This window comes from Bradyrhizobium manausense (assembly GCF_001440035.1).
GTDB classification, from domain to species: Bacteria; Pseudomonadota; Alphaproteobacteria; order Rhizobiales; family Xanthobacteraceae; genus Bradyrhizobium; species Bradyrhizobium manausense.
Genome location: NZ_LJYG01000030.1, coordinates 23335 through 50246, shown reverse-complemented (window position 1 = coordinate 50246; position 26912 = coordinate 23335). Strand labels below are relative to the sequence as shown.

General features: G+C 64.2%; 25 protein-coding genes and 1 pseudogene. 15 read left to right on the top strand and 11 right to left on the bottom strand.

Annotated features, from left to right (window positions below; genetic code table 11):
• Positions 1–977, top strand: a 977-nt coding sequence (locus tag AOQ71_RS06885) for a Spy/CpxP family protein refolding chaperone (protein WP_245316763.1), incomplete at its 5' end; no start/stop codon positions are given.
• Between the two features lie 107 nt (positions 978–1084).
• On the opposite strand, the gene AOQ71_RS06880 is transcribed toward AOQ71_RS06885, so the two are convergent.
• Positions 1085–1588, bottom strand: coding sequence for a hypothetical protein (locus tag AOQ71_RS06880; protein WP_245316762.1), 504 nt, complete (start codon positions 1586–1588; stop codon positions 1085–1087).
• 65 nt (positions 1589–1653) lie between these two features.
• Here AOQ71_RS06880 and AOQ71_RS06875 point away from each other — a divergent pair, with 65 nt between their 5' ends.
• The 6 genes and pseudogenes from AOQ71_RS06875 (at position 1654) to AOQ71_RS47340 (ending at position 4157) form a co-directional block, all read left to right on the top strand.
• Positions 1654–2019 (top strand): restriction endonuclease subunit S domain-containing protein, encoded by a 366-nt coding sequence (locus tag AOQ71_RS06875; RefSeq protein ID WP_083514008.1) that lies wholly within the window; start codon positions 1654–1656, stop codon positions 2017–2019.
• 52 nt (positions 2020–2071) lie between these two features.
• Positions 2072–2308 carry an AbrB/MazE/SpoVT family DNA-binding domain-containing protein gene (locus AOQ71_RS06870; protein WP_057743633.1) on the top strand — a complete coding sequence of 79 codons (237 nt, stop codon included), beginning with the start codon at positions 2072–2074 and terminating at the stop codon, positions 2306–2308.
• Positions 2305–2709, top strand: coding sequence for a PIN domain-containing protein (locus AOQ71_RS06865; protein WP_057743547.1), 405 nt, complete (start codon positions 2305–2307; stop codon positions 2707–2709). Before AOQ71_RS06870 ends, AOQ71_RS06865 begins: the two co-directional genes overlap by 4 nt.
• A complete protein-coding gene (locus AOQ71_RS47350; RefSeq protein WP_245316761.1) occupies positions 2706–2984 on the top strand; it encodes a type I restriction-modification system subunit M N-terminal domain-containing protein in 279 nt (92 codons plus the stop codon). The genes AOQ71_RS06865 and AOQ71_RS47350 overlap by 4 nt, the downstream gene beginning before the upstream one ends.
• A gap of 89 nt (positions 2985–3073) precedes the next feature.
• Positions 3074–4023 (top strand): annotated as a pseudogene (locus tag AOQ71_RS47345) (HsdM family class I SAM-dependent methyltransferase).
• Positions 3933–4157 carry a hypothetical protein gene (locus AOQ71_RS47340; RefSeq protein WP_245316759.1) on the top strand — a complete coding sequence of 75 codons (225 nt, stop codon included), beginning with the start codon at positions 3933–3935 and terminating at the stop codon, positions 4155–4157. The pseudogene AOQ71_RS47345 and the gene AOQ71_RS47340 overlap by 91 nt, the downstream one beginning before the upstream one ends.
• A gap of 373 nt (positions 4158–4530) precedes the next feature.
• Here AOQ71_RS47340 and AOQ71_RS06855 read toward each other — a convergent pair whose 3' ends face one another.
• Together AOQ71_RS06855 and AOQ71_RS06850 are read right to left on the bottom strand one after the other, a co-directional pair.
• Positions 4531–6978 carry an adenylate/guanylate cyclase domain-containing protein gene (locus AOQ71_RS06855; protein ID WP_057743542.1) on the bottom strand — a complete coding sequence of 816 codons (2448 nt, stop codon included), beginning with the start codon at positions 6976–6978 and terminating at the stop codon, positions 4531–4533.
• A gap of 194 nt (positions 6979–7172) precedes the next feature.
• A complete protein-coding gene (locus AOQ71_RS06850) occupies positions 7173–9233 on the bottom strand; it encodes an AsmA family protein (protein WP_057743538.1) in 2061 nt (686 codons plus the stop codon).
• 235 nt (positions 9234–9468) lie between these two features.
• Here AOQ71_RS06850 and AOQ71_RS06845 point away from each other — a divergent pair, with 235 nt between their 5' ends.
• Positions 9469–10143: a Crp/Fnr family transcriptional regulator gene (locus AOQ71_RS06845; RefSeq protein WP_057743533.1), complete on the top strand. Its 675-nt coding sequence runs from the start codon at positions 9469–9471 to the stop codon at positions 10141–10143.
• Between the two features lie 16 nt (positions 10144–10159).
• On the opposite strand, the gene AOQ71_RS06840 is transcribed toward AOQ71_RS06845, so the two are convergent.
• The 4 genes from AOQ71_RS06840 to AOQ71_RS06825 all read right to left on the bottom strand — a co-directional run bounded on the left by AOQ71_RS06840 (position 10160) and on the right by AOQ71_RS06825 (position 16700).
• Positions 10160–13309, bottom strand: a complete 3150-nt coding sequence (locus AOQ71_RS06840; RefSeq protein WP_057743530.1) for an efflux RND transporter permease subunit — start codon at positions 13307–13309, stop codon at positions 10160–10162.
• Positions 13309–14238, bottom strand: a complete 930-nt coding sequence (locus AOQ71_RS06835) for an RND family efflux transporter (RefSeq protein ID WP_057743525.1) — start codon at positions 14236–14238, stop codon at positions 13309–13311. Before AOQ71_RS06835 ends, AOQ71_RS06840 begins: the two co-directional genes overlap by 1 nt.
• A 138-nt stretch (positions 14239–14376) precedes the next feature.
• Positions 14377–15042 (bottom strand): OmpA family protein, encoded by a 666-nt coding sequence (locus AOQ71_RS06830; protein WP_057743630.1) that lies wholly within the window; start codon positions 15040–15042, stop codon positions 14377–14379.
• Between the two features lie 143 nt (positions 15043–15185).
• Entirely contained in the window at positions 15186–16700 is a 1515-nt protein-coding gene (locus AOQ71_RS06825) for a caspase family protein (protein WP_057743520.1), read from the bottom strand.
• A gap of 366 nt (positions 16701–17066) precedes the next feature.
• On the opposite strand from AOQ71_RS06825, the gene AOQ71_RS06820 reads away from it, so the two are divergent.
• A complete protein-coding gene (locus AOQ71_RS06820) occupies positions 17067–17885 on the top strand; it encodes an N-acyl homoserine lactonase family protein (protein ID WP_057743517.1) in 819 nt (272 codons plus the stop codon).
• A 122-nt stretch (positions 17886–18007) separates the two neighbouring features.
• Here AOQ71_RS06820 and AOQ71_RS06815 read toward each other — a convergent pair whose 3' ends face one another.
• Entirely contained in the window at positions 18008–18550 is a 543-nt protein-coding gene (locus AOQ71_RS06815; RefSeq protein ID WP_057743514.1) for a MarR family winged helix-turn-helix transcriptional regulator, read from the bottom strand.
• 110 nt (positions 18551–18660) lie between these two features.
• Between AOQ71_RS06815 and AOQ71_RS06810 the strand changes: the two genes are divergently transcribed.
• The 5 genes from AOQ71_RS06810 to fahA all read left to right on the top strand — a co-directional run bounded on the left by AOQ71_RS06810 (position 18661) and on the right by fahA (position 24235).
• Positions 18661–20289 (top strand): FAD-dependent oxidoreductase, encoded by a 1629-nt coding sequence (locus AOQ71_RS06810; RefSeq protein ID WP_057743511.1) that lies wholly within the window; start codon positions 18661–18663, stop codon positions 20287–20289.
• An 8-nt stretch (positions 20290–20297) separates the two neighbouring features.
• Positions 20298–20522 carry a DUF2783 domain-containing protein gene (locus AOQ71_RS06805; protein WP_057743506.1) on the top strand — a complete coding sequence of 75 codons (225 nt, stop codon included), beginning with the start codon at positions 20298–20300 and terminating at the stop codon, positions 20520–20522.
• An 18-nt stretch (positions 20523–20540) separates the two neighbouring features.
• A complete protein-coding gene (locus AOQ71_RS06800) occupies positions 20541–21497 on the top strand; it encodes an MBL fold metallo-hydrolase (protein ID WP_057743502.1) in 957 nt (318 codons plus the stop codon).
• A 2-nt stretch (positions 21498–21499) separates the two neighbouring features.
• Positions 21500–22846 carry a homogentisate 1,2-dioxygenase gene (hmgA, locus tag AOQ71_RS06795; protein WP_057743500.1) on the top strand — a complete coding sequence of 449 codons (1347 nt, stop codon included), beginning with the start codon at positions 21500–21502 and terminating at the stop codon, positions 22844–22846.
• 117 nt (positions 22847–22963) lie between these two features.
• On the top strand, positions 22964–24235 hold the full coding sequence (gene fahA, locus AOQ71_RS06790) for a fumarylacetoacetase (protein ID WP_057743627.1): 1272 nt from the start codon (positions 22964–22966) through the stop codon (positions 24233–24235).
• 119 nt (positions 24236–24354) lie between these two features.
• On the opposite strand, the gene AOQ71_RS06785 is transcribed toward fahA, so the two are convergent.
• Positions 24355–24666, bottom strand: a complete 312-nt coding sequence (locus AOQ71_RS06785) for a DUF1272 domain-containing protein (protein ID WP_057743495.1) — start codon at positions 24664–24666, stop codon at positions 24355–24357.
• A gap of 74 nt (positions 24667–24740) precedes the next feature.
• The gene (locus AOQ71_RS06780) at positions 24741–25220 is read right to left on the bottom strand and encodes an Lrp/AsnC family transcriptional regulator (protein ID WP_057743490.1); all 480 of its coding nucleotides are present in this window, start codon (positions 25218–25220) and stop codon (positions 24741–24743) included.
• A gap of 114 nt (positions 25221–25334) precedes the next feature.
• Between AOQ71_RS06780 and hppD the strand changes: the two genes are divergently transcribed.
• Positions 25335–26453, top strand: a complete 1119-nt coding sequence (gene hppD, locus AOQ71_RS06775; protein WP_057743485.1) for a 4-hydroxyphenylpyruvate dioxygenase — start codon at positions 25335–25337, stop codon at positions 26451–26453.
• Positions 26454–26551: 98 nt separating this feature from the next.
• Here hppD and AOQ71_RS47335 read toward each other — a convergent pair.
• A partial coding sequence (locus tag AOQ71_RS47335) for a CoA transferase (protein WP_245316758.1) occupies positions 26552–26912 on the bottom strand: 361 nt, incomplete at its 5' end.

Here is a 26912-nt window from a genome sequence, read left to right as displayed (position 1 = left end):
GCCGGCGGCCGCAGGGCTGGTGGCGTCATCCTGATGGCAGCTATGGCTGGATCGGCCCGGTGTTCTGGCCGTTCGCGCATGACGATCTCACCACGGCTATCATCTTCGGCGATACGACCAGCCTGTCGCTCTATGGCTATGGCGATATCTATGCCGCGATCTTCGCGCCCTATGCGGTGCCGGAGCTCGCCGCCTACACCGCGCCGCAAGGTCGCCGCGGGCGACGCGTCCCATCGGCGGAGACGGTCTGCGACAGCAGCGACACCGGCGGCTTGCCCGTCGACCGCATCGCTGGCCTCGTGCAGCCGAACGAGATGCAGCGCACCGCGCTCGATGAGCTCGCAGCCGCCTGGACTGCAGCGCGCGACACCATCCGCGCCGCGTGCCCGGCGCAGGCGCCGATGACCGCGGCGGAACGCCTCGGCGTCATGCAGGCGCGGCTGGATGCGATGATCAAGGCCACGGACGCGCTGACAGCGCCGCTGAATAAGTTCGTTGGCCTCCTCGATGGCAGCCAGAACGCAAAGCTCGAATCCCTTGCGAACGAACGCCGCTCCGCGCTGGCCTCGGCCCAGCGCAAGGATGCGCAGGCGGCCCAAGCAGCGCAGGAGGCCAAGGCCTGCGATCCCAACTATGATCCCCGCTATGATGTGCAGGCCCAGCGCCAGTACCAGCAGCTCGTGCAACAGCAATGGCCCGCCTCCGACATCGTGTCCACCTTGAGGCTCGACGACACCGGCAGCGCCCGTCTCGACGTGCTCCAGGACACCACGCTGCGCACCATGCAGACGCTGAGCCCTTGCCCGATGAAGGCAGAAGCGACGCCGCAAGCCCGCCTCGCCGCCGTGAAGACGCGGCTGCAGACGATGCAGCAGGCCGTGGGCGGCGTCGCTGACGCGCTCGATGATTTCGAAGCGGATCTGAGCGACGAGCAGAAGGCAGCCTTCGAGGCGATGGGGCCGAAGCGGGCGATGTGATCACCCGCACGCCCAGTCGAACTTCATATCCTTGAAATCGAGCTGCGCGTTGCCGCCGCCGAAATTGTAGCCGCCGAAATATTCCTCGAACTCGATGTAGAACGGGCTCATCTCGGGCACCGCCTGGCACGGCCGCATGGTCCCGCCGAGATGGTTCGGCGCGTGATCCTTGCTCCAATCGTGCAGCGGAAATTATCGCGGCTCACGACACCATCGACATAGTAATAATAGGGCTGATACCCGGTCGGCGCGCCGCGTTTGACATGCACATCCTGCGGTCGCTTGCCGGCGTTGGGATCCGCCGCGCGAGCCGTCAGCATGATGGCGCGGTTCTCGGCGAGCTCAGTGCGCGGCGTCGTTGGCAGCAGCTTCTTCGCGTAAGCAGGTGCGGACTCGTGGAAGGCGCTGGCGCCGCCGACATCGAGCCAGCGCGGCCGCTCCGTGGTCGCAAGTGCAAGCGGCGCCGGCGGCGTTGCGAAGGCGCCGTCATATTCGCACCTGGTCAGAAGGATCGCGGCATATTCGTAATCGAGAATGTCGGTCATGCGTGACAGACGCGGATGCGCGGGCCGCGCCGCCACCGCCTCGCGGATTTCATTCGTCAAAACCATGTCTTTCGAGTCCGACTACGGACAAACTCGCTCAATCTTACTTTGTGTCGCACTACGCGAATGAGATGGGGCGGCGGTTCTTCATCACGGAGGGCAAGCAAACGACCAATCTTGCTTCTATTAGTCTTTCCAAGATCAGTTTGCTGCCAATTCCAATTCCTCCTCCCGATGAGGCTGCCGAAATCCTCCGCCGCGTGTCCGGTGCCTTAGTGGCTTTCGCGGATACACTCGCGCTGCTTGACGCCGAAGCTGCCGATGCCGCCCGCTTGAAGCAATCCATCCTCAAGGCCGCCTTTGAAGGGCTCCTCGTGCCACAAGATCCGGCGGATGAGCCCGCGAGCGCCCTGTTGGCGCGGGCCGCGGGCCAAAGCGAACCTCAAGCCAAGCGTGGGCGCCGCAAGTCGGCACGGGCAAATGAGCTTGCAACGTAATGATATACATCATATGATATACTTGTAGAACAAGTATATCATGGAGGTTCCAGTGCAAGTCTCCAAATGGGGCAACAGCCTCGCGGTGCGCCTGCCCAAGGCCTTGGTCGATGAACTCGGGCTCAAGGAAGGCGACGAAATTGACGTCGTCGCTGCACGCAAGGGCACAATCGAGGTCGAGACCAAGGAAGAGCGGCGTCGGCGGGCGATCGAAAACATGCGCGCGCGAAACTGGCCGGCCCTACCGGCGGACTACAAGTTCGATCGCGACGAGGCGAACGAACGGTGAGCGCGTTTCTCGATACCAACATTCTCGTTTATGCCCAGCAGACCGGCCCCAAGGCCACCATCGCGCAGGATCTGATCGCCCAGGGCGGCACGATCAGCGCGCAGGTCCTGAACGAGCTGACAAATGTACTGCGCAAGAAAGACAATCGAAGCTGGCGCGACATCGAGCTCGTTCTCGATGACGTCGACAACGCGCTCGAACCCGCTCTGCCGCTCACGGCCGCGACCAGTCGTGCTGCCCTTACGCTCGCACGGGATCACGGCTTCGCCTTCTACGACGCGTTGATCGTGGCCGCCGCGATCGAGGCCGGCTGCGACGTGCTGTACACCGAGGACATGCAGCACAGGCGCAGCATCGGTGGGCTCAGCATCGTCAATCCGTTTCACGCGAGCACGCCATGAACGCCCAAACCCTCGTCGCAAAGGTCTGGAATTTCGCGCACGTCCTGCGCGACCAGGGTGTCTCCTATCAGGCCTATATCAGCCAGATCTCCTATCTCCTCTTCCTCAAGATGGACGAAGAGCGCGTCACCCAGATCGGCGAAGCCTCGATGCTGCCCAAGGGTGCGCGCTGGGAGGACATCAAGGCCTCTCCGGCGAGGCGCTCAGCGAGACGTATGCCAAGCTGCTGGAGAAGCTGTCGAAGCAAAGCGGCATCATCGGCGCAATCTTCCTGAAGGCGCAGAACGAAATTCAGGACCCCGCAAAGCTCAAGCGGCTCGTCGGCTTGATCGACAGCGAGACCTGGCTCGGACTTCCTGTCGACGTGAAGGGCAACATCTATGAAGGCCTGCTTGCCCGCAACGCGGAGGACGTCAAATCGGGCGCCGGCCAATACTTCACGCCGCGACCGGTTATCGAGGCGCTGGTCCGGGTGGTCGATCCCCAACCGAACCAGACCGTTCATGATCCTGCCTGCGGAACAGCGGGGTTCTTGCTCGCGGCCTGGGAGCACATGAAGCAGAACAAGAAGGCGCGCGATCGCGCCGTCTATTCAGCGCTCAAGAACAAGTTCTCCGGTGTCGATATCGTCCCCGAGGTCGTTCGCCTCGCCGCAATGAATCTCTATCTGCACGGCATCACCGGTGTCGAGTCCATCGTCGAAGCCGAGGATGCCCTCCTTGGTGCAGGCGGCAAGACCTACGATGTCGTCCTCACCAATCCTCCGTTCGGCAAGAAGCAGAGCTATCGCATCGTGCGCGACGACGGCGAGATCGACAGCGAGCGGGAGGACTACGACCGCCAAGACTTCTTCGTCACCACCTCCAACAAGCAGCTCAACTTCCTGCAGCACATCATGACGGTGCTGGCCCCGAACGGTGAAGCCGCGGTGGTGCTGCCGGACAACGTTCTGTTACGAGGGCGGCGCCGGCGAAACCTCGCCACCGCCTGCTGCAAAACTTCGATTTCCACACGCTGTTGCGGCTGCCAACCGGCATCTTCTACAAGCAGGGCGTCCAGGCGAACGTATTGTTCTTCGACAAGAAGCCGCCGTCGGAACAGGCCGCAACGAAGGACCTGTGGATCTATGACCTCCGGACCAACCAGCGTTTCACGCTGAAGGAACGCCCGATGTCCGCGCCGATCTCGACGATTTCGTCGCCTGCTATCGATCGGGCCATCGGGTGCAACGCGAGGAATCCGAAAAATTCAAGCGCTTCCCGCTGCAAACCTTGCTTGCGCGCGACAAGGTCAATCTCGATATCTTCTGGCTGAAGGATCACGCGCTCGACGATCCCGATCTGCTGCCGCCGTCGGACGAAGCCGCGGCCGAGATCGTGGAGAGCCTGGAGACAGCGCTGGAGCGCTTTCGCAATGTCGCCAGACTCTTGGGCGAGAAGCTTGCCTGAACGTCAAATTCTCAATCCTTAAAATCAATCGGCAACTTTGCGCCACCGACGTTTATGTCTATCTCGGGAAAGCGCCTGACTGAGCTGGCAGACTTGCCAGACACTTCGATCGACACTTCCGATATTGCAGAAGCAAGCGAGGATTTTTTCCGTGCAGCCAAGCCGCGACGGCTCAAGCCCTCAGCGAGCGCGCCAGAGACACGCTCGGGGCCGGATGAGCCTCACCCAAAATCCCGATGATGCCACCATACCACTGTTTTGCCCGATGCCTCAAGGCAAATTTCGTAAAATCCGCAATTGCATCGAAAATGCGCTGTATCCCCCTGGCCTTGGCTACTGTGCATGGGGTTGTTTTCTACGTCCGTGGCGATGATCATCCTCGCCGCCGCGCAGCGGCCGCATCCACGACGTTGTCCACCTCCTCGCGCCACGACAAGATCTCCATCGCCAGTACGGGATGATTGAAGCCCTTGAGCTGGAGATCGTCGAGCGCGCGGGCCTCGACCCATGGCTCGACCATGCCGTAGACGCGGCGGCTGACCACGATCTGGTTGGGCTTGGCTTCGGCGCAGAGGCGCGAGGCGAGGTTGGTGACGCTGCCGATTGCGGCATATTCCAGCCGCTGCTCGAAGCCGACCTGGCCGAGCGTGGCATAGCCGAGCGCGATGCCGATGCCGAAGCCGAGGCTGTGCCCGCGGTTGCGCCAGCGCTCGGTCAAGGGACCGATCGTGTCGCGCATCTCCACCGCCATCTTCACGGCACGCGCGGTGTGGTCCTCGAACTGGATCGGCGCATTGAACAGGATCATCACGCCGTCGCCGGCATATTTGTCCAGCGTGCCCTCATATTTGAAGATCAGCTGGCCGAGCGCGGCGTGATATTCGCGCAGCACGTTCATCGCCTCTTCCGGCTCGGTCGCTTCCGTGAAGGCGGTGAAGCCGCGCAGATCGCAGAACACCACGGTGACCTCGCGGCGCTGGCTGGTGAGCAGGCCCTCCGGGCTGTCGGAGGAGGCGATCAGCTGCGCCACCTGCGGCGCCAGGAAACGCTCGAGCTTGCGGATGCGCTCGATCTCGCCGAGCTGGGTCGCGACGCGCTCCTCCAGCGACTTGTTCCAGTTCTTCAGCTGCTCGGTCTGCTCGCGCAGCTTGTCGGCCTGGGCGCGCACGGTCTCGTTCGCGGTCTCCAGCGCATGGCTCTTGTGGGCGACCTCGGTGAACAGGCGCGCATTGCGCATCGCCAGCACGGCCTGGTTGGCGAAGGTGCGCATCAACCCGGTGAGGCTGCCTTCGAATGCGCCGCTGGCACGGCGCAGCACCACCAGCGCGCCGAGCGTGCCCTGCTGGTCGACCAGCGGCACCACCAGCACGGAGTGGAAGCCGGCGGCGACCGCGACCTCGCGCAGCGGCTGCTCGGCGGCGTGGTCGAGATCGGCAATCGCGATCGGCTCGCCGCTTCTGGCGGCATCGCTCAGAACATTCTCGCCTTCGTCGATGGTGACATGACCGCCGGTGGCCGATTTGTCGATGCCGTTGGCCTCGACCAGGTTGAAGCGGCGCGGCTCGGCCTCATAGCCGTAGATCAGCACCGCATCGGCATGGCTGATCTCCAGCGCGCGGGCGGCGATCGTCGGCAGCACGGCGTTGAGGTCGAGCGAGGACGACAGCGCGCGGCCGACCTCTTCCAGCACCCTCAGCTCGTTGATCGACTGCGCGAGGTCGCGGGTCCGTGCCTCGACCTTGGTTTCGAGGTCGGTATAGGTCTCCTGGAGCTGGCCGGCCATCCGGTTGAACTGGCCGGCGAGATCTTCCAGCTCGTCGGAGGTGTGCACGTCGATGCGGTGGCTGAAATCGCCCTCGCCGAGCTTGTGCGCGCCGTCGCGCAGCGCCGTGATCGGAATGATCATGCGGCGCGCCAGCAGCGTGCCGGCGAGGATCGCGACCAGGAGCCCCATGCCGATCAGAAGCGCGATGCGCACGAGCTGGTCGCGGATCGGCATCAAGGCCTGCGTGGTCGGCTGCTCGAACAGGACCGTCCAGCCGAGCTTGGGCACCGCGCTCGCGGCCGCCAGCACCGAATGGCCGTTGAAGTCCGTGCCTGACATATCGCCCTCGCCGCCGGGCGCAATCGCAGCTGCGACTTGCGGAAGCTTCGACAGATCCGTGCCGACATCGGGGCCCTTCGACGATGTCGCCAGCACGCGGCCGCGCGGATCGACGACATAGGCGAAGGCGGCCTTGCCGACCTGGTTGTCCGACAGGTAGTCGGAGAGGAAGCTGAGATCGACCTCGGCCACGGTGACGCCCGCGTTGAAGCCGGAATGCGCCACCGAGATCGACATCATCGGCCTGCCATCGACGAAACTGGCCGGCGAGAAGCTCACCCCGCGCGCCACCGTGTCGGTGAAGCGCATGTCGCGGGAGAGGTCGGCATTGCCGCCTGATGTGGTCGACTGGCGCGAGACGCGCAGCACCTCGCGGCCCTCGCCATTGAGCTGGTACAGCTGGGTGACGACCGCAACCTGATGCAGCAGCTGGGCATAGCCGGTGCGGCGCTTCTCGAGCGTGTCCTGGCTTGCCGCCGTGACCCAGCTGATCTGACGCTCGAGCTCGGAGATCGACTGCTCCATACGACGGGCGGCAGCCTGCGCCTTGTCCTCGAGCCCGCCGGTCAGCTGGGTCCTGGTGGCGCGATAGGAGATCCAAGTCTCCATCGCGCCGTTGACCGCGAGCACGAACACGACGAGGCCGACGAGGGAGACGACATATTTGGCGAAAAGGCCCTCGCGCAGAACCCAGGTCTTGTCTTTCGCTCCCGCCATCCGGATCCTCTCGCGCCGCGACCGACGCCGGCGCTAAGGGGCGCACGGGCCCCATCGCCCTTCTAGCACAATTTGGGTGCTTGGACCGGCAAGGGGCCGGTCAGGGGCGGGTGTGGTTACCAGCTGGGGAACATCGGGACGGACGGTCGGGTGGTAAATTGTCGCAGCAGGCTGCGGACGAAGTTCGACGCCCATCACCGATTGAACAGCTGCCGCATCACGTCGTTCATCGGCTGGCTGTCCTGCTGGGCCTGGGGCGGATCCTGGATCGGCGGGGCGGGCGAAGCCTGCGGCACCGGGGTGGTCGGGTTGCCTGGCAGGCTGCGGCTTCGGCCGCTGCCGTTAGCGGCGCCACTCGAGAGCCCCTGCTGGATCAGATTGCCGATCGCCTCGCCCAGCTGGCCGCCGAGCAGATTGTTCTGCCCCTGTCCTTGCCCCGGCTGCTGGACTTGCGGATTGGCATTAGCGGCCGCGTTCCCGCCGCCCGGTCCAGTGCCGCCGAGACCAAAGCTGTTCAGGATGTTGCCAAGCCCGGCGCCGTCAGGGCCGAACAGGCCCTTGCCCATCTCGCGCAGCTTGGCATAGGCGGCCTCAGGATTATCGAGCACGCCGGCCATGTCGGGATAGATCCGCGGCTGCGACCATGGACCCGTGATCATCACGGGAATGCCAAAGCCGACAGGCTCGGAGGTGCGGCCCTGGCCTTCCGTCGTCATCACCAGCTTCGGTTCGACCCGAAAGCCCATCATCTTGGTGTCGAGCGCGATGGTGCCGGCGCCGGTGACGTGTACCAGCGGCCCGATCAGATTGAGATCGGTCGTCACCGCCTGGCCCTTGTCGATGCGGAACGAGGCGGAGAGTTGCGACAGATCCGTGCTCTGCTCCTGGCTGGAGCTTTGGTTGGGGTTGTCTTGCCAGCCGGTCAGCGTGCCCGAGGTCAGCGAGCGGATCATCTGCGCGATATTGATGCCGCGGATGGCGCCGTCCTGGAAATTGACGAAGGCGGTGCCTTGCATGTTCGCCATCAGCGCGCGCTGGCTGGTGCCGGCGCTGCGCAGGGCGAGCTTGGCCTGCAGCTTGCCGTCGATCCGGTCGAATTCGGCAAGGCCCTTGAGCAGCGGCAGTGCGCGCACGCCGACCAGGTCGGAATGCATCGCGAAGCTCGGCGCGCCGCTGGTTGCATCGAGGATCACCTCGCCCGAGACCTGGCCGCCATAGGCGCCGAGATTGGCGGTTCCGGCCTTCAGGATGCCGCCGGCGAGCTTCGCATCGAGCGCCAGCGGCGCAAGACGGGCCTCACCGATGACGGCTTCGTTGGCCGAGATCCTGAGCTGCGCGTCGACATAGTTGAGCCCGGATACGTCGATCGGTGCATCGCTCCAGGCCTGTCCGGCCGCGCCGTCGGGCGATTTGGCCAGCGGGATTGTGAGGCGCTGGAAGTCGAGATCGAGCTTCACCAGCGGCTTGCTCGCGATATCGACCGAAGCCCAACCGTTGAAGGCGCCGTCGCCGAGGGTGCCGTTGACGCCGTTGATCATCACGACCGTGCCGTTCAGCCGCAGCTCGGCATGGCCGGCGAGCTGCGACTTCAGCACGTCGGGCATGTCGACAGCGAAATCCACCGGGACGGTTTGCCGGTCGATCGGCGGCGCCGGGCTGGTCGCCTTGATGTCGAACTTGGTCGGGTGTTCGCCGACGCGCGCGGTGCCGACAATGTTCACCTTGCGATCCCGGCCGGTGACGACGTCCGCATTGATCGCGCTGACGCGGCCTTCGACGCGATCACGCGCGCGCGAGAAAGCGACTTCGCCATCGGTGATCTTGACGCGGTCGATGGTTGCGCCGTCCATGTTGAGCGCGAGCGGTTTTGGCGACGCGTCCGCGTTGGGCAGGCGTTCGCGCAGCAGCGGCTGGTACAGCACGGGATGGCTGACGACGATCTCGCTGATCTCGGGATGACCCGACCACACGCTTGCGAGCGACATGTCGGCCTGCACGGTGTCGATGGTCACGCGTGTCATGCCGCTGCGGTCTTTGGGATCGGCAAGCGTGAGGTCGTTCAGCGTGACGTTCAGCGTCGGCCACAGGCTGATCTTCGTGGTTCCGTCGATCGACAGGCGATATCCGGTCGCCTGCTCGACGCGCGAGGCGATCGTCGCAGCCAAAAAGCCCGAGGGAACTCCGATCACCAGCAGCAGAACGATCACGATGATGATCGCGGCCACCGCCGCGCCGGCGAATTTCACTGCTCTCATATCGACTTTCCAACGGCGGACGGGCGGCGTCGCATCAGGCGGATGACCCGTCCTTTGCGCCTTAAGTTTATCCCGGGACGGGATGCCGCACCAAGCGATTAAAAATATTCGAGAGGTGCTGCAAAGTTATGTGACTTATGACACACTTCTCCGGCGCGGTATTACGCGATTCTGACGTTCATGCTTCCAAGCGATTGCCTCGGAAATTGACCAGTGAATTCACAAGGACGTTGAAATGAGCAAGCAGGCCGAATTTGCGGTCATTCTGAAAATGAATGCCATGTTCGCCGATCTTGGTGCGGACGAACTCCAGCGTTTGTCCAATCTCTGCCACACCCAGCATCTGGCGAGCGGTGAGGTGCTGTTCCAGAAGGGTGACCCGGGCAACGCGCTGTTCGGCGTGCGCCGCGGCCAGGTCCGCATCGAGACCGGCGCCTCCGACGGCAGTCGGCTGACGCTGAATTTCATGGGGCCGGGCGATCTGTTCGGCGAAGTCGCGGTGCTGGACGGCCAGAGTCGCACTGCGGATGCGACTGCGGGTGAGGCCAGCGAATTGTTCGTGCTGCGGCGCGAAGATTTCCTCGCCTTCCTCGAGCGCGAGCCGAAGGTCGCGATCAAGATCATCGCACTGCTGTGCCAGCGGATCCGCTGGCAGAGCGAGCGCATGGAAGAGTCGATGTTGCAGCCGCTTCCGGTGCGGCTGGCGCGGCGGCTCTGCGCGCTGGCCGCCGATTTCGGCTCCGAGGTGCACATCTCGCAGGAGCAGCTCGGCGTCTTCGTCGGTGCCGCCCGCGAGAGCGTCAACCGCCAGCTTCAGGCCTGGCGCAAGGAAGCGATCCTGGACCTGCAGCGTGGCCGCATCCTGCTCAGGAACATGACCAAGCTGACCGCGATCGCCCGGAACGAGTAGGGGCGGAGCGACGCCGCTACTCCGCGGCCGGATGTACAACGCTCTTCGGCATCGGCGGCGCCTCCGCCGGCGTGGTGCCGTGATGATCCCCCGTCTCTGCATCCGCACTGTGCACGATCAGCCGCTTGCCGAAACGCCAGATCAGCGCGCCGATGTCGTCCATCACCATGAACATCGCGGGCACGAATACCAGCGACAGGATGGTCGAAAAGATCAGCCCGCCGATCACCGCGAGCGCCATCGGAGAGCGGAACTCGCCGCCGGCGCCGACCGCGAGCGCGCTCGGCATCATGCCGGCGGCCATCGCGATCGTGGTCATCACGATCGGACGGGCCCGCTTCATGCCGGCGTCGATCATCGCTTCTTCGCGCGGCTTGCCGGCATGGATGGATTCGATGGCGAATTCCACCAGCATGATCGCGTTCTTGGTGACGATTCCCATCAGCATCAGGATGCCGATCCAGACCGGCGTCGTGAGCTGCTTGCCGGTGACGAGCAGCGCTGCGATCGCGCCGCCGATCGAGAGCGGCAGCGAGAACAGGATGGTGATCGGCTGCAGGAAGGTGCCGAACAACAGCACCAGCACCGCATAGACCATCATCAGGCCTGCGGTGATGGCGGTGGCAAAGCCGTCGGAGAGCTCGTTGAGGCTTTCGGCGTCGCCGGAGGGGGAGACCTTCACCCCCTTCGGCAGGCTCTTCATAACAGGCAGTTCGTAGATCTTCTTGGTGGCATCGCCGAGCGCTGCGGAGCCGACGAGGTCGGCCGCGACGGTGGCCTGCCGCTCGCGGTCGTAGCGGTTGATGCTGGTCGGGCCCTGGTCGAGCTTGACGTCGGCGATGACTGCGAGCGGCACGCCGCCCTTCTCGCCGTGCTCACCGAGCGGAACACGCAGTTGCTCGAGCGTCTTGAGATTGCCGCGGGCGGCATCCTCGAGCTGCACGCGGACCGGCACAAGGCGGTCGCCGACGTCGAACTTTGCGAGCGCCGGACCGACGTCGCCGATGGTCGCGACACGGATAGTCTGCGACAGGCTTTCGGTCGAGACGCCGAGCCGCGCGGCAAGATCGGCACGCGGCTCGATGCGCAACTCGGGACGTTCCAGCGAGGTTTCCGAGATCACGTCGGAGATGGTCGGAATCCGCTTCATCTGCGTCGCAAGCTCGCTGGCGACGTTGTTGACGATATTGGGGTCGACGCCGGTCACCACCAGCGAGATCGCGCGCAGGCCGTTCTCGTCCAGGAACCAGAAGCGGATATCAGGGACGTTCTCCAGCTCCTGGCTGATCGAAAATTCGAGCTCGCGCTGGGTGATCTTGCGGTCGTTCTTCGGTGTGTAATTGATGATCAGAGAGGCGCGCCGGACTTCCTGCGTGCCCGGTGGAACGCGTCCGCCGTCAACGAAGATGCTCTTCACCTCAGGCCGCTGGCGCAGGCGGGCGACGATGTCCTCGGTGACTTTCTCGGTATAGGCGAGCTGCGTGCCCGGAGGCAGTTCGAGGGCCAGCAGCGAGCGGGCGCTGTCCTGCGCCGGCAGGAAGCCCTGCGGCAGCAGCGTGATGCTCCAGATCGAGGCTGCGAAGATGCCGAAGCCGATCAGCACGGTGATGAAATAGTGCTTCACCGACCACGAGACGATGCTGTGATAGGTTCGCAGGATGCGGCCGGGCGGCGGCTCTTCGTGATGGCCGTGCTTGAGGAAATAGGCCGCCAGCATCGGCGTGACGAAGCGTGCCGCGAGCAGCGAGAAGAACACCTGCACCGAGACGGTGATGCCGAACTGCTTGAAGAACTGCCCGGCGATACCAGACATGAAGCTCGCGGGCGCGAAGATCGCGATGATGGTCAGCGAGATCGCGATCACGGCGAGGCCGATCTCGTCCGCGGCTTCCAGCGCGGCACGATAGGGCGATTTGCCCATGTTCATGTGCCGCACGATATTCTCGATCTCGACGATGGCGTCGTCGACCAAAATACCTGTCGACAGCGTGATGGCGAGGAAGCTGACGAGGTTGAGCGAGAAACCGAGGATGTCCATCGCCCAGAACGCCGGGAAGATCGACAGCGGCAGCGAGACCGCCGCGATGATGGTGGCGCGCAAATCCCGCAGGAACAGCAGCACGATGACGACGGCGAGGATGGCGCCCTCGAACAAGGTCGAGATCGCCGCTTCGTAATTGCCGTTGGTGTAGTCGACGGAGGTGTCGATCAGCTTGAGGTCGACATCGGGATAGGCGGCCTTGAGCGCATCGATGCGCTTCTGCACGGCTTCGGCGACCTTCACGTCGCTGGCACCCTTGGAGCGCTTGATGCCGAGCGCGACCACCGGCTCGCCGTTGAAGCGGGCGAAGGTGCGGCGATCCGCGATGGTGTCGGTCACGGTGCCGAGATCGTCCAGGCGGACTTCGCCGCCGCCGAACAGCGGGACCATGGTGCCGGCGAGGTCGCTGAGCGTCTTGGCGCCGGCCAGGGTGCGGATCGCCTGGTCGTTCTTGCCGATCTCGGCGCGGCCGCCGGCAACGTCGACATTGGTGCCGCGCAGGCTCTGGCTGACATTGACGGCCGTCAGACCCATTGCCTGCAGGCGGTCGGGATCGAGCGAGACCAGGATCTCGCGCTCGACACCGCCGATGCGCTCGACCTGCGCGACCCCGCGCACGCCTTGCAGCGCGCGCTTGACCACGTCATCGACGAAATAAGAGAGCTGCTCCGGCGTCTTGCCCGGCGAGATGGCGGCATAGGTGACGATCGGCAGGCCGATCACGTCGACGCGCTGGATCAGCGGCTCGGTGACGTTCTGCGGCAGGTTCGAGCGCACGCGCGTCACCGCGTCCTTGACGTCGTTGAGCGCGCGATCGGTGTTGGTCTCCAGCGCGAACTGGATGGTGGTCACCGACACGCCGTCGGTGATCGAGGAGGTGATGTGCCTGACGCCCTCGACGCCGGAGACAGCGTCTTCAACCGTCTTGGTAACCTGGGATTCGAGTTCCGCCGGTGCGGCGCCGAACTGCGAGACGGCGACCGAGATGACGGGAATGTCGGCGGAAGGCAGCCGGGTGATGGCGAGCTTGGTGAAGGAGGTCCAGCCGAGGATCAGAAGGATGATCGAGAAGACCACCGACGGCAGCGGATTGCGGATCGACCATGCCGAGATATTGAGAGCCATTAGCGTACCCGCGTGCGATCGAGTTCATCGGCGAACATGGTCTTGATCTGGTCGCCGTCATGCAGCGAAGAGCCGGCGTCGGCGACGACGATCTCGCCGACCTCGACCCCGTCGAGGATTTCCGTTTGGCTGTCGGATGTCAGCCCGACGCGCACCCTTCGCGTCTCGACGACATTGCCTTTGACCACCTGCACGGTGAGATGGTCGATCGCGGTCTTGGGAACCGCGACGCCGCAGCTTCGCTTGGCGTCGATGGAGGCGCGGGCAAACACGCCGACCTTCAGCGAGGGATTATTGGCGACGCTGATGCGGACGCGGCCGAGCTGCGTGGCGCGGTCGATCTCGGGCGCGACCAGGCGGACCCGGCCGATCAGATCGGCAGCGTCGTCCCGGCTGATCCGCACCGTCGCGCCGGTGCTGAGCTTGGGCATGTGCACGGCCGGCACCTGCGCGTCGAGTTCGATCTCATTGTTGACGGCGATGCGGAACAACGGTCCTGCCTGCGGCGAAGCCGGCGCACCCACGATGGTACGCACTTCCGTGATGAGACCCGGCGCCGGCGCCTTCAGCGAGATCGGACCCTGCGGCCCCGGCCGTTGCGGCTGGCCGGGGATCTGCGGCGGCGCCGTCAGCCGCGCCAGCTCCTGATTTTCAGTGACGATGGTGCCTTCGGTGACGAACAGGTCGGTGACCTTCGATCCCTCCTGGTCAGCCATGACCACGGCCTCGCGCCGCGGCACGAAGAAGCCGGTCACGCGCACGAGGTCGGAGAAACAGGCATTGGTCGACTTCGTGACGATGACGAGCGCCTCGCCCGGCGTCTCCTTCGCCTCGGGGCGATGCCGATGCTCGAACCAGTAATAGCCGACGCCGAGTGCAAGGATGAATGCCACGGTTCCCGCAGGCTTGAGATATTCGGAGATGTTCATCGCCGGATCATCCTGGCCTGGTTCGGGGTTGTGTGGAACGAATCCCTGAAACGAAGCGGCGTCCCGCAGGGCTGCGGGACGCGCGCTGGGACCAATAGATTACACCACATCAGGACTTGTCGCCTTCAACCGATTGCGTCACTTCGATGCGGTGGTCTTGTTTTCCATATTGACGACCTGCACGCGCCGGTTCACCTCAGCCAAAGGCTGGCTCGGATCCTTCAGCTTGCTCTTGCCATAGCCGACGGTGACGAGGTCGGTGGCGGCGATGCTGTACTTCTCGACCAGATAGCGCTTGATCGAATCGGCGCGGCGTTCCGACAGATCCTGATTGTAGGCCTCGCCGCCGGCGGCGTCGGTGTGGCCTGCGACCACGAAGGTCGAACCCTTGAGCTCGGGGCTGGTCAGCGCGCGGCCGAGCGCCTGCACCGAAGGCAGCGACTTGGCGCTGATATCGGCCGAGTTGTAGTCGAAGGTGATTTCGAGATCGATATTCGGCTTGTCCTTGGCGGCGGTCGCGATCTCCTCGCGCTCGGTCGAGGAGAGCGAGCGCGTGGCGCGGCCGCGGACGGACTGGATCAACTTGGTCTCCGCCGCGCTCGGGACGGGATCTGCCTGCGGGCCGATCGAGAGGCCGCGGGTCAGGGGCTTTTTCGGCGGCGGCGCCAGGGCGCGGACAATCTCGTCCTCGGTGACGTTCTTGCTGTTGCCGTCGTCGCCGGCGAAGGCGGGCGGGAGCGATAGCACGGCACCGAGGGTGACGATGGACAGGATTGCGGTCAGTCCTTTTGCGGCCAAATTCATTATCTGTCCCTCCTGCGCGAGCCCCGCGCGGTTCCAAAATTCCTGCAAATGGCCCACGGCCAGGTCGCCTGCGGCATCCATTCCGTTAGTCTTGGCCGGGGCACCAGGGTTCGAGGCGCCGTCCGGCCGAAATCAAAAAAATATCAACGCACTCCGTAACTTGCGAATTCCTGCACGATGTTCGGATCCATCGCCTTGGCATTGGCGATGTCGAGCGAGCCTTCCTGGGTCGAGCCGTTGCGCTGCTTGGCCACGCCGCGGCCGTAAAGCGAGGAGGTCAGGCGCGGGTTGATCTTCAAGGCGGCGTCGAAATCGGCGATGGCGTTCTTCACCGCGCCCGATTTGAGGTTCACCAGCCCGCGGCTATCCAGTGCATCGACGAAATTCGGCCGCAGCCGCAGCGCCTCGTTGCAGTCCTTCAGCGCGCCCTGGAGATCGCCGACCACGGTGCGGGTCCAGCAGCGATTGTTCAGGGCCTCGACGTCCTTTGAATTGATCCGCAGCGTGTCGTCGAAATCCTTGATGGCGAGGGTGTAGGCTCCCTTGCTGGCATAGACCTGGCCGCGCCGGTACAGCGCATTCACGTCGTCAGGATTGGCGGCGATCTTGGCCGTCAGGCTCTTGATGGTGGGATCTTCCTGCAGTGCGGCCGCGCTCGGGCCGCCGTCCGCATTCGCCGGCGGAGCGGACTCGGCCGGTTTGACCGGCGGTGGTGGCGGAGGCAGCGCGGCGTCCACCTGCGGCTTCGGCGAGAGCGGCGGCGGTGATGGAGGTGCCGGCGGCGCCGGCGGATTGTTTGCAGCCACAGGCGGCGGGGCAGGCGGAGTCGGAGGCGGGTTGCTGGCAACAGGGGCTGGCGGCGGTGCGGGAGGCGCCGGCGGCGTTTCCGCCGGGCGCGATCCGCTCGCCCCCGGAATGAACGAGAAATCCTCGGCAAGCGAGGACGAGATCCAGGGCACTTGCTCGCCGCGCGAGGCGCGGGTGACGCCCATCTTGGTGCGGTTCAGCGTTTCCTCGGCCATCAGGTCCGGGACGCGGATTTCCTTGAGCAGCTCCTGGACGAACAGGCTGTGGTCGCCGCCGGCATCCGACACCACGGACGCCAGTGCGGCAGAATACATCACGAGCGTGCCGTTCGGCGCGATCACCGGCGTCAGGCCGGCCGAAAAGCTGCGGAAGCGGCGCTCGAATGGGTTGCGCCTGGAGGCATCGATCAGCGCGATCTTGACGCCGGCGCCGCGGGTGTTGAGCTCGCCCAGGATGGCCTCGATGCTGAACCCGTCGCGGCGGACATCGGACTCGGTCCAGATCTGCGCGTCAACCGGGATCAGGTAGCTCTGGCGCGCCGACTGGATGCCAAACCCGCTGTAGAATACCAGTGCCACCGCGCCCGGCTTGATCTTGCCATAGAGCTTGTCGAAGGCGCGGCGCATGGCGTCACCGGTGAGGTTCTCGCCGACCTCGACCGTAAAGCCGTCACGCTTGAGTTCGTCGGCGACGTCACGGGCGTCGTTGATCGGCTCCTTCAGCGGGCTGTCGGCATCGGGATATTTGGCATTGCCGATCACCAGCGCGAAGCGGTCGCCGGCCGCATGCGACGCAGCGGTCGGGACCAACAAGACAAGCAATGGCAGAAGAAAAAGGAAGCGAGTTTTCATAATCAGCGCGGTCCAGCCAAAAAGGCGCCGTTCCCAGCTTGCGCCGCGGCGACCTTAACTTACGCAAAGTGCATTATCAAACCGGGGAGCGGGGGCGTCAACCGCTTGGAGAGTCTGCACTATCGCGACAATTGAGCGCGAGGCGCAGGCCGGCGGCGAGGGGAATTTTTCGACGATCAGGGCTCTCCTCGACGCAAGCTCGTTCAGGGTTCCGAATGCCATGTTAGGCCGGCACTCGCGACGAAAATGTGATTGGTCTCACATTGCTGCCGGGTTCGCTGCAACCGCGCGGTTTGACCTTTGCGGCCGGCGATGGCTTGGTGCGCGGCAGGTCCACTCAGAAAAGCAAAAGCCGGGATCACAGCCATGAGCAAGCCAGAGGGAAACGCCTACGAAATCTACGCCTTGCGCTATGCGACGATGTCGCCGCGCACCCCCAGCATGAATTTTCTGGCGCCGGATCCGCATGACAGCGCGGCACAGGACCTCGACTACTTCGTTTGGCTGATCCGAAGGGACGGCCGCGATATCCTGGTCGATACCGGCTTCAATGCCGAGGAAGCGTCCTTGCGCGCGCGAAAACTGACGCTCGATCCGGTCGATGCGCTGGAGCGCTTCGGCGTCGCGGCGGCCGCCATCCGCGACATCATCGTGACGCATCTGCATTACGACCACGCCGGCAATCTCGATCGCTTTCCCAACGCGCGCTTCCACCTCCAGGAGCGCGAGATGGCTTACGCGACCGGCCGCTGCATGTGTAACGGACTGCTGCGTCATCCGTTCTCGGTCGAGCACGTCACCCAGATGGTGCGCCATGTCTATGGGGAGCGCGTCACCTTCCATTCCGGCGACGGCGAGGTCGCGCCCGGCGTGACCGTGCACCGCGTCGGCGGCCATTCCGACGGCTTGCAGGTGGTCAAGGTCGAGACCGCGCGCGGCCCGGTGGTGCTGGCGTCGGATGCAGCGCATTACTACGCCAATCTGCAGCGCAGGAGCCCATTCCCGATCGTCTACAATGTCGGCGACATGGCGGCCGGCTGGGAGACGATCGAACGCCTCGCCGGGCATCCCGATCGCTACATTCCCGGTCACGATCCTTTTGTGACCGAGATCTATCCGCGCGCGAGCGACAAGGTCGACGCCTGGGCGCTGCATCTGCCGCCGACGCGGTCGTTTGCGAAGTGATGGTGCTGCCGTCATTCCGGGGCGCTGCAACGCGGCGAACCCGGAATCCATCGCGCCACGGGTGACGTAGACAAATGGATTTCCGGGTTCGCGCTGCGCGCGCGCCGGAATGACGGCGGTGGTCAATACGCCTGCTTGGCGTCCGCTTCTTCGCTGGTCTGGATGAGGTCGAGGCTTTGCTCGATCTTGCCGAGCAGCGCCGAGAGCTGCTTGCGCTCCTGCGCGGAGAGGCAGGCCAAAATCTCGTCCTCGCGTCGCAGCAGTTGCGGGAACATCTCCTCGTAAAGCGTGCGGCCCTTCTTGGTCAGTTGCAGGCGAAATTCGCGGCGGTCGGCCTCGTTCTCGACCCGCTCGATCAAGCCGCCTTGCAAGAGCGTGGTCACCGCGCGGCTGATGGTCGATTTATGCGTGCGAGTACATTGCGAGATGAATTGCGCGCTGCAGGCATCGTTGCGGAAGCCAAGCGTGGCGATCACGCGCCAGGCCGGGATGTCGAGGCCGTGACGTTCCTGATATTCCACCGCGAGCGCGGAGCTGACCTCCGCGGCAAGCCGGTTGAGGCGGAACGGCACGAACTTGAACAGATCGAGCCGCGATCTCGGCCGTGGGGAAGCCTCGCCGGCTTCTCTCGTCTTCAGCGCGATGTCGCTTGATGTCCTCGCCAAGGAGAGCGCTCCGAATTCCAGTTGACGGCCGGCCGGCTCCGGTCCAAAATAGTTGCACGTGAGACTATCTAGCAGATCCGTGCTCTCCTGACCAGAGCCGAGGTTAGTGGATGGCATCAGCCAATACGCATCAGGCCAAAATCCAGTTCGGCTATCGCCGCCACCCCGACCAGGACCGTCCCGGCCAAAGTCCGGCCGAGCATCCGGTCGTGGTCGTCGGGGCGGGCCCGGTCGGCCTGTCGCTCGCGATCGATCTGGCCCAGCGCGGCCAGCGTGTCGTCCTGCTGGATGACGCCGATCGCATCGGCGAAGGCTCGCGCGCAATCTGCTTCTCGAAGCGTTCGCTGGAATATTGGGACCGGCTCGGCGTCGCCGACCGGATGGTCGACAAGGGCGTAGTGTGGAGCGTCGGCCGCATCTTTCACGGCGAGTCCCAGCTCTATCAGTTCAACCTGTTGCCGGAAGACGGCCACAAGCGCCCGGCCTTCGTCAACCTCCAGCAATATTACGCAGAAGCCTATCTGGTCGATCGCATCAGCGATCTGCCTGCGATCGACCTGCGCTGGCGCAACAAGGTGATCGCGCTCGAGCAGCGCAACGATTCCGCCTTGCTGACGATCGAGACCCCTGAAGGCGCCTATCGCCTGCAGGCGCAATATGTCGTCGCCTGCGACGGCGCGCGTTCCTCGCTGCGGCAGATGGTCGGTGCGGAGTTCGCCGGCCAGGTGTTCGAGGACCAGTTCCTGATCGCCGACGTCAAGATGGCCGCGGAATTCCCGACCGAGCGCTGGTTCTGGTTCGATCCGCCGTTCCACGCCGGCCGCTCGGCGCTGCTGCACCGGCAGCCCGACGATGTCTGGCGCATCGATCTCCAGCTCAATCGCTACGCCGATCCTGTCGTCGAGAAGAAGCCTGAGAACGTGCGGCCGCGAATCGCGCGCATGCTCGGCCACGACAAGTTCGAGTTCGAATGGATCTCGCTCTACAAATTCCAGTGCCGGCGGATGGACCGCTTCATTCATGGCCGCGTGATCTTTGCCGGCGATTCCGCGCATCAGGTCTCGCCCTTTGGCGCGCGCGGCGCGAACTCCGGGCTTGAAGACGCCGAAAATCTTTCCTGGAAGCTCGATCGTGTGCTGCGTGGTGTTTCGCCGGCGAGCCTGCTCGAGAGCTATCATATCGAGCGCAGCCTGGCGGCCGACGAGAACATCCGCGAATCCACCCGCTCGACCGATTTCATGGCGCCGAACTCGCATCAGGAGGCGCGGCTGCGCAAGGCGGTGCTGGCGCTGGCCAAGGAGACCGAGTTCGGCAAGCGCATGGTCAATGGCGGCCGGCTCTCGGTGCCGTGCAGCTACGACTCGCCGCTGTCATCGCCGGACGCGGACGCATGGGCCGGTGGGCCTCGTCCCGGCTGTTCCATGCTCGATGCACCCATTGCGACGCGCGCGGGGGAGCAGGCCTACCTGACGGACGCGTTCCGGAAAGGTGGAACGGCCTTCGCCTTGCTGTCGTTCAGCAATGGCGCAGCGTTCGATGCGCCCGACGGCGTCAAGGACATCCGGATCGGCGGAGTGGGCGGATTGGCCGATCCCGCGGGCCTCGTCGCCAGCCGCTATGACGCCGCGCCTGAAACGGCCTATCTGCTCAGGCCCGATGGCTACGTCGCGGCACGCTTTCGCCATCCGACGCGCGCTGGCGTCGCGGCGGCATTGTCGCGGGCTCAAGGCTTGAATTGAGGTTTGGCATGCCGCTATCAACCAGCTCCAACTTCGCGCGGCCTGACGACGCCTTTCGCGCCATCGTCGAAGCGCATCGCGGCCTTACTGAAGAGCAGAGCGCTGATTTCGACGCGGCGCTGGTGCTGATCCTCGCCAACCATATCGGCGATATCGATGTGCTGCGGGAAGCGCTGGTGCTGGCGAAACGCCGCATGATCGATGGCCAGCAGCAGCAACAGCAACAGCAATAACCTCGTAAGGATGAATTGATGGCGAAGAACTTCGCATCCACCGGCGATCTCGCCGAAAAGAAGATCACCTTCTCAGAGATCGGCGCCGATCTCTATGCCTTCACCGCCGAGGGCGATCCCAACACCGCTGTGATCGTCGGCGACGACGGCTGCCTGGTGTTCGACGCGCAGGCAACGCCGGCGATGGCCAACAAGGTGATCGAACGCGTGCGCAAGGTGACCGACAAGCCGATCAAATATGTCGTGCTGTCGCATTATCACGCCGTGCGCGTGCTCGGGGCCTCCGCCTATCACGCGCAGGGCATCGTCGCCTCGCAGGAGACCTATCGGCTGATCGAGGAGCGCGGCCAGCAGGATTGGGATTCCGAATACGGCCGCTTCCCACGCCTGTTCCAGGACGCGGCCAGCATTCCCGGCCTGACCTGGCCGACGCTGACCTTCGAAGGCGAGATGTCGATCTATCTCGGCAAGCGCGAGGTGCGGCTGATGCAGCTCGGGGCCGGCCACACCTCCGGTGACATCGTCGCCTGGGTGCCGGATGCCGAAGTGATGTTCTCCGGCGACCTCATCGAATATCACTCGGCCTGCTATTGCGGCGATGCGCATTTGCGCGAATGGCCGCTGACGCTGAACGAGATCCGCAACTTCAATCCCAAGGCGATTGCGCCGGGCCGCGGCGATGCGCTGAAGGGGACCGCCACCGTGCGCGAGGCCATCGCGATGACGCGCGATTTCGTCACCTCGCTCTATGGCGCCGCCGAAATCTCGGTTGCGAAGGGACGCACGCTGAAGGAAGCGATGGCGGCGACGCGCGAGGTGATGGATCCGAAATTTTCCAGCTTCGCCATCTACGAGCACTGCCTGCCGTTCAACGTCTCGCGCGCCTATGACGAAGCGTCGGGCATCGACGATCCCGTGATCTGGACCGACAAGCGCGACCAGGAAATGTGGGCCGCCCTGCAAGGAGGAGGATAGTCATGAACATCAATACCTCGCCTGATCAGATCGTCCGCAGCTCGGCGCAGGTGACGCCCGGCTACATGTCCGGCTTCGGCAACAGTTTTGAGACCGAGGCGCTGCCGGGCGCGTTGCCGATCGGGCGCAACTCGCCGCAGCGCTGCGCCTACGGGCTCTACGCCGAGCAGCTCTCGGGCTCACCCTTCACCGCGCCACGCGGCAGCAATGAGCGCTCCTGGCTCTATCGCATCCGCCCCTCGGTGAAGCATTCCGGCCGCTTCGAGAAGGTCGATGCGGGGCTGTGGCGCTCGGCGCCGTGCCATGAACACGATCTGCCGATCGCGCAATTGCGCTGGGACCCGACACCGCTTCCGAAGGAGGAGGTCACCTTCCTTCAGGGCGTGCAGACCATGACCACAGCCGGCGACGTCAATACGCAGGCCGGCATGGCCGCGCATGTCTATCTCATCACCAGGTCGATGGTGGACCAGCATTTCTACAATGCCGACGGCGAGCTGATGTTCGTGCTCCAGCAGGGAAACTTGCGCCTCGTCACCGAATTCGGACGCATCGATGCCGAGCCTGGCGAGATCGTGGTGATCCCCCGCGGCGTGAAATTCCGCGTCGAGATTCCGAACGGTCCGGCACGCGGCTATGTCTGCGAAAACTACGGCGGCGCGTTCACGCTGCCGGAGCGCGGGCCGATCGGCGCGAATTGCCTCGCCAATGCGCGCGACTTCCTCACGCCGGTCGCGAATTACGAGGACAAGGACACGCCGACCGAGCTTTACGTGAAATGGGGCGGCTCGCTGTTCAAGACACAGCTAGCCCATTCGCCGATCGACGTCGTCGCCTGGCACGGCAATTACGCGCCCTACAAATACGATCTGCGCGCCTTCTCGCCGGTCGGCGCGATCAGCTTCGATCATCCCGATCCCTCGATCTTCACGGTGCTGACCTCGCCGTCGGAGACCCCTGGCACCGCGAACATCGACTTCGTCATCTTCCCGGAGCGCTGGATGGTCGCCGACAACACCTTCCGCCCGCCCTGGTATCACATGAACATCATGAGCGAGTTCATGGGCCTGATCTACGGCGTCTACGACGCCAAACCGCAGGGCTTCGTGCCCGGCGGCATGAGCCTGCACAATTGCATGCTGCCGCACGGCCCCGATCGCGACGCCTTCGAGCACGCCAGCAATGGCGAATTGAAGCCGGTGAAGCTCACAGGCACCATGGCGTTCATGTTCGAGACCCGCTACCCGCAGCGCGTCACGGCCCATGCCGCGAAGTCGTCGACGTTGCAGGACGACTACGCCGATTGCTGGAAGGGCTTGGAAAAGCGGTTCGATCCAAACAGGCCGTAGAATTAATTTTTGTCGTCATTCCGGGGCGATGCGAAGCATCGAACCCGGAATCTCGAGATTCCGGGTCTGGTCCTTACGGACCATCCCGGAATGACGGTCTCAATTTTGGAGAGCCATGTGCCCCACCCCAACGACCCCAGCCACCGCTCCTTCATCGAAATCGATCCCGCCTCCGACTTCCCGATCCAGAACCTGCCCTATGGCGTGTTCTCGACCCCTGGCAATCCAACGCCGCGCGTTGGCGTCGCGATCGGCGATTACGTGCTCGACCTCTGGGAGCTCGAGCAGGATTCGCGGCTCGATGTCGGAGCGCTTGGCGTCTTCTCCGGACCCTCGCTCAATGCCTTTATGGCGCTGGGACCAAAGATCTGGACCAAGACTCGCGCGCGCATCAGCGAGCTGCTCCGTCACGATCATCCGGAGCTGCGCGACAACGAGGAGCTGCGCAGCCGAGCGCTGGTGCCGATGCGTGAGGCCAAGCTGCATCTGCCTTTCGCGGTCTCCGGCTACACCGATTTCTATTCCTCGAAGGAGCACGCCACCAATGTCGGCGTGATGTTCCGCGGCAAGGACAATGCACTGCAGCCGAACTGGCTGTACATGCCGATCGCTTATAATGGCCGCGCCTCCACCGTCGTGGTGTCAGGCACCAAGGTGAAGCGGCCGCGCGGGCAGTTGAAGCCGCCGAACGTGGAGGTGCCGAGCTTCGCACCCTGCAAGCGGCTCGATTTCGAGCTGGAAATGGGCGTCGTGGTCGGCCAGCCGTCGCCGATGGGCGGCATGCTGACCGAGAGCCAGGCCGAGGAGATGATCTTCGGCTTCGTGCTGCTCAACGACTGGAGCGCGCGCGATATCCAGCAATGGGAATACGTGCCGCTCGGGCCGTTCCTGGCGAAAGCGTTTGCGACCTCGATCAGCCCTTGGGTGGTGACGCGCGAGGCGCTGGAGCCGTTCCGGGTGAAGGGGCCGGAGCAGCAGCCGGCGCCGCTGGATTATCTGAAGCAGGTGAGGCCGCAGAACTACGATATCGCGCTCGACGTCTCCTTGCGCGCCGCAGGCGCCAATGCGCCGGCGAGCATCAGCCGCACCAGTTTCAAATACATGTACTGGTCCTCGGTGCAGCAGCTGATGCACCATGCTTCAAGCGGTTGTGCGATGAATGTCGGCGATCTCCTCGGCAGCGGCACCATCTCCGGCCCGGAGAAGAACCAGCGCGGCAGCTTACTGGAGATCAGCTGGAACGGCACCGAGCCGGTGGAATTGCCCGGCGGGGCCAGGCGCACGTTCCTCGAAGATGGCGACAGCCTCGTCATGCGCGGCTGGTGCCAGGGCAATGGCTACCGAATCGGCTTCGGTGAGGTCGAGGGCACGATTGTGCCGGCGGAGTAGCCTCGGTCGTCGCCCCTTGCTCAGTCATTGCGAGCGCAGCGAAGCAATCCAGAATCTCTCCGCGGCGGCAGTCTGGATTGCTTCGTCGCAAGAGCTCCTCGCAATGACGTGGAGAGAGCCTACCGTTTCTCCGGCGGCACCTCGCGCACCCGCGCGCAATGCGCGGCGACGTCGTCCAGGCTATATTTCAAATGCACCCGCTTGTCCGACGGCGCCTGCTTGCTGGTGCAGACGCCCGGCCGCCATTCCCGGGTGGGGCGGATCGGGCGCGGGGCGAAGCCGCCGCCGCAGTTCGGACAGACGTTGAACAGCTTTGTCTCGACGCAATCCGCGCAAAAGGTGCATTCATAGGAGCAGATCCGCGCGTCGGTGGCGGATGGCGGCAGGTCGCGGTCGCAATATTCGCAGTTCGGTCGCAGCTGAAGGGCCATGGCTAAAGTCTCCCGGATCGGTCTCGATCATCGCAGACCGCGCGTGTCGAGCGAATGGCGTAGTTCCCTCGATTTCAGCCAGCCTTCAAATCCTTCAGCGGAAGCTTAGAGCTCTCTTTCAGCCGGTCGAGCACGATCGACGAGCGCACATGCGCCACGCTCTGGTGCGGCATCAGGACGTCATTGACGAGATTGGAGAGACCCTTGAGGTCGCGCAGCACGGCTTTCAGCACGTAGTCGGCATCGCCCGTGAGCGAATAGGCCTCCTGGATCTCGTCGATCCGGTTCACCAGCGCCCGGAAGCGCTTGGAGTTATCAGGCGAGTGGGTCGCGAGCCCGACCTGGATGAAGGCGATCACGCCGAAGCCTAGCGCCTCGCTGGAGAGGTCGGCGTGATAGCCCGCGATCACCTTCTCCTGCTCCAGCCGCATCCGCCGCCGCGAGCATTGCGAGGCCGAGAGGCCGGCCAGCTCGGCGAGCTCCTGGTTGGTCAGGCGGCCGTCATCCTGGAGCGCACCGAGGATCTTGAGGTCGAAGGCATCCACCGGAATCATGCGTCATTTGTCCATTTCTTGCACGGATCGTGCATAGGATACCGAAAACGCGTGCCATTTGCACGCTCATTGCGTGCTCCATGAGGGATAGTTCTAGCAATTGGGAGAACCGCAATGGGTCCGTTTCCGCACGATGCACCGCCGGCCACGATCACGTCAGACAATCCGATGGGCACCGACGGGTTCGAGTTCGTCGAATATGCGCATCCCGATCCCGAGCAGCTGCACGATCTGTTCAAGCTGATGGGCTATGCGGCGGTCGCGCGCCACAGGACCAGGAAGATCACCGTCTATCGCCAGGGCGACATCAACTATCTCGTCAACGAGGAGCCCGGCACCCACGGTTATGAGTTCGTCGCCGCGCACGGCCCCTGCGCGCCGTCGATGGCGTTCCGCGTGGTCGATGCCAAGGCCGCCTATGACCGCGCGATTGCGCTCGGCGCCGAGCTGGCCGGCGTGACATCGGCGCAGAAGACGCTGGATGTGCCCGCGATCAAGGGCATTGGCGGCAGCCTGCTTTATTTCGTCGATCGCTATGGCGCCAAGGGCTCGGCCTATGATGCCGAGTTCGATTGGCTCGGTGCGCGCGATCCGCGGCCCCATGGTGCCGGCCTGTTCTATCTCGATCACCTCACCCACAACGTCCATCGCGGCCGCATGGATGTCTGGGCCGGCTTCTACGAAAAACTGTTCAACTTCCGGCAGATCCGTTTCTTCGACATCGAGGGCCGCGCCTCCGGCCTGTTCTCGCGTGCGCTGACCAGCCCGGACGGCAAGATCCGGATTCCGATCAACGAGGACGCCGGCGATTCCGGTCAGATCGAGGAATATCTGAAGACCTATCGTGGCGAAGGCATCCAGCACATCGCCTGCGGTTGCCGCGACATCTACAAAACCATCGAAGGCCTGCGCGAAGCCGGCCTCCCCTTCATGCCGTCGCCGCCCGCGACCTATTTCGAGAAGATCGATGCCCGCCTGCCCAAGCACGGTGAGGACGTCGCACGTCTGCAGAAGAACGGCATCCTGATCGACGGCGAAGGCGTGGTCGACGGCGGCCAGACCAAGGTGCTGCTGCAGATCTTCTCGGCCAACGCGATCGGCCCGATCTTCTTCGAGTTCATCCAGCGCAAGGGCGACGACGGCTTTGGCGAAGGCAATTTCAAGGCCCTGTTCGAGTCGATCGAGGAAGATCAGATCCGCCGCGGCGTGTTGAAGGTGGATACGGCGGCCTGACCGTCATTCCGGGGCGCGCGCCAGCGCGAACCCGCAATCTCGATGTGACAATCTCCAGATTCCGGGTTCGCTCGCGACGCGAGCGCCCCGGAATGACGTCAGCCTTTCCACGCCCTCGTCACCGCCCCGATCTCCGCCAGCTCCGGCTCGCGCACCGCCGACGGCGTCCGCGAGAAGCGCGGCGCCGGTGCCGGCTGTTTCACGCCATGGCGCTCGATGAAGACGTTGCGGGCGACCATGTGCGGATGCGCGGTCGCTTCCGACATGGTCAGCACAGGCGCGAAGCAGATGTCGGTGCCTTCCATGATCTTGCACCAATCCTCGCGCGTCTTGCGCTTGAACACCGCTTTCAGCTTCTCCTTCAGCGCGGGCCAGGCCTTGGGGTCCATCTGTGCATCGAAGTCCGCATCGTTGAGGCCCGCATGCTGGCGCAGCAGCGCGTAGAATTGCGGCTCGATC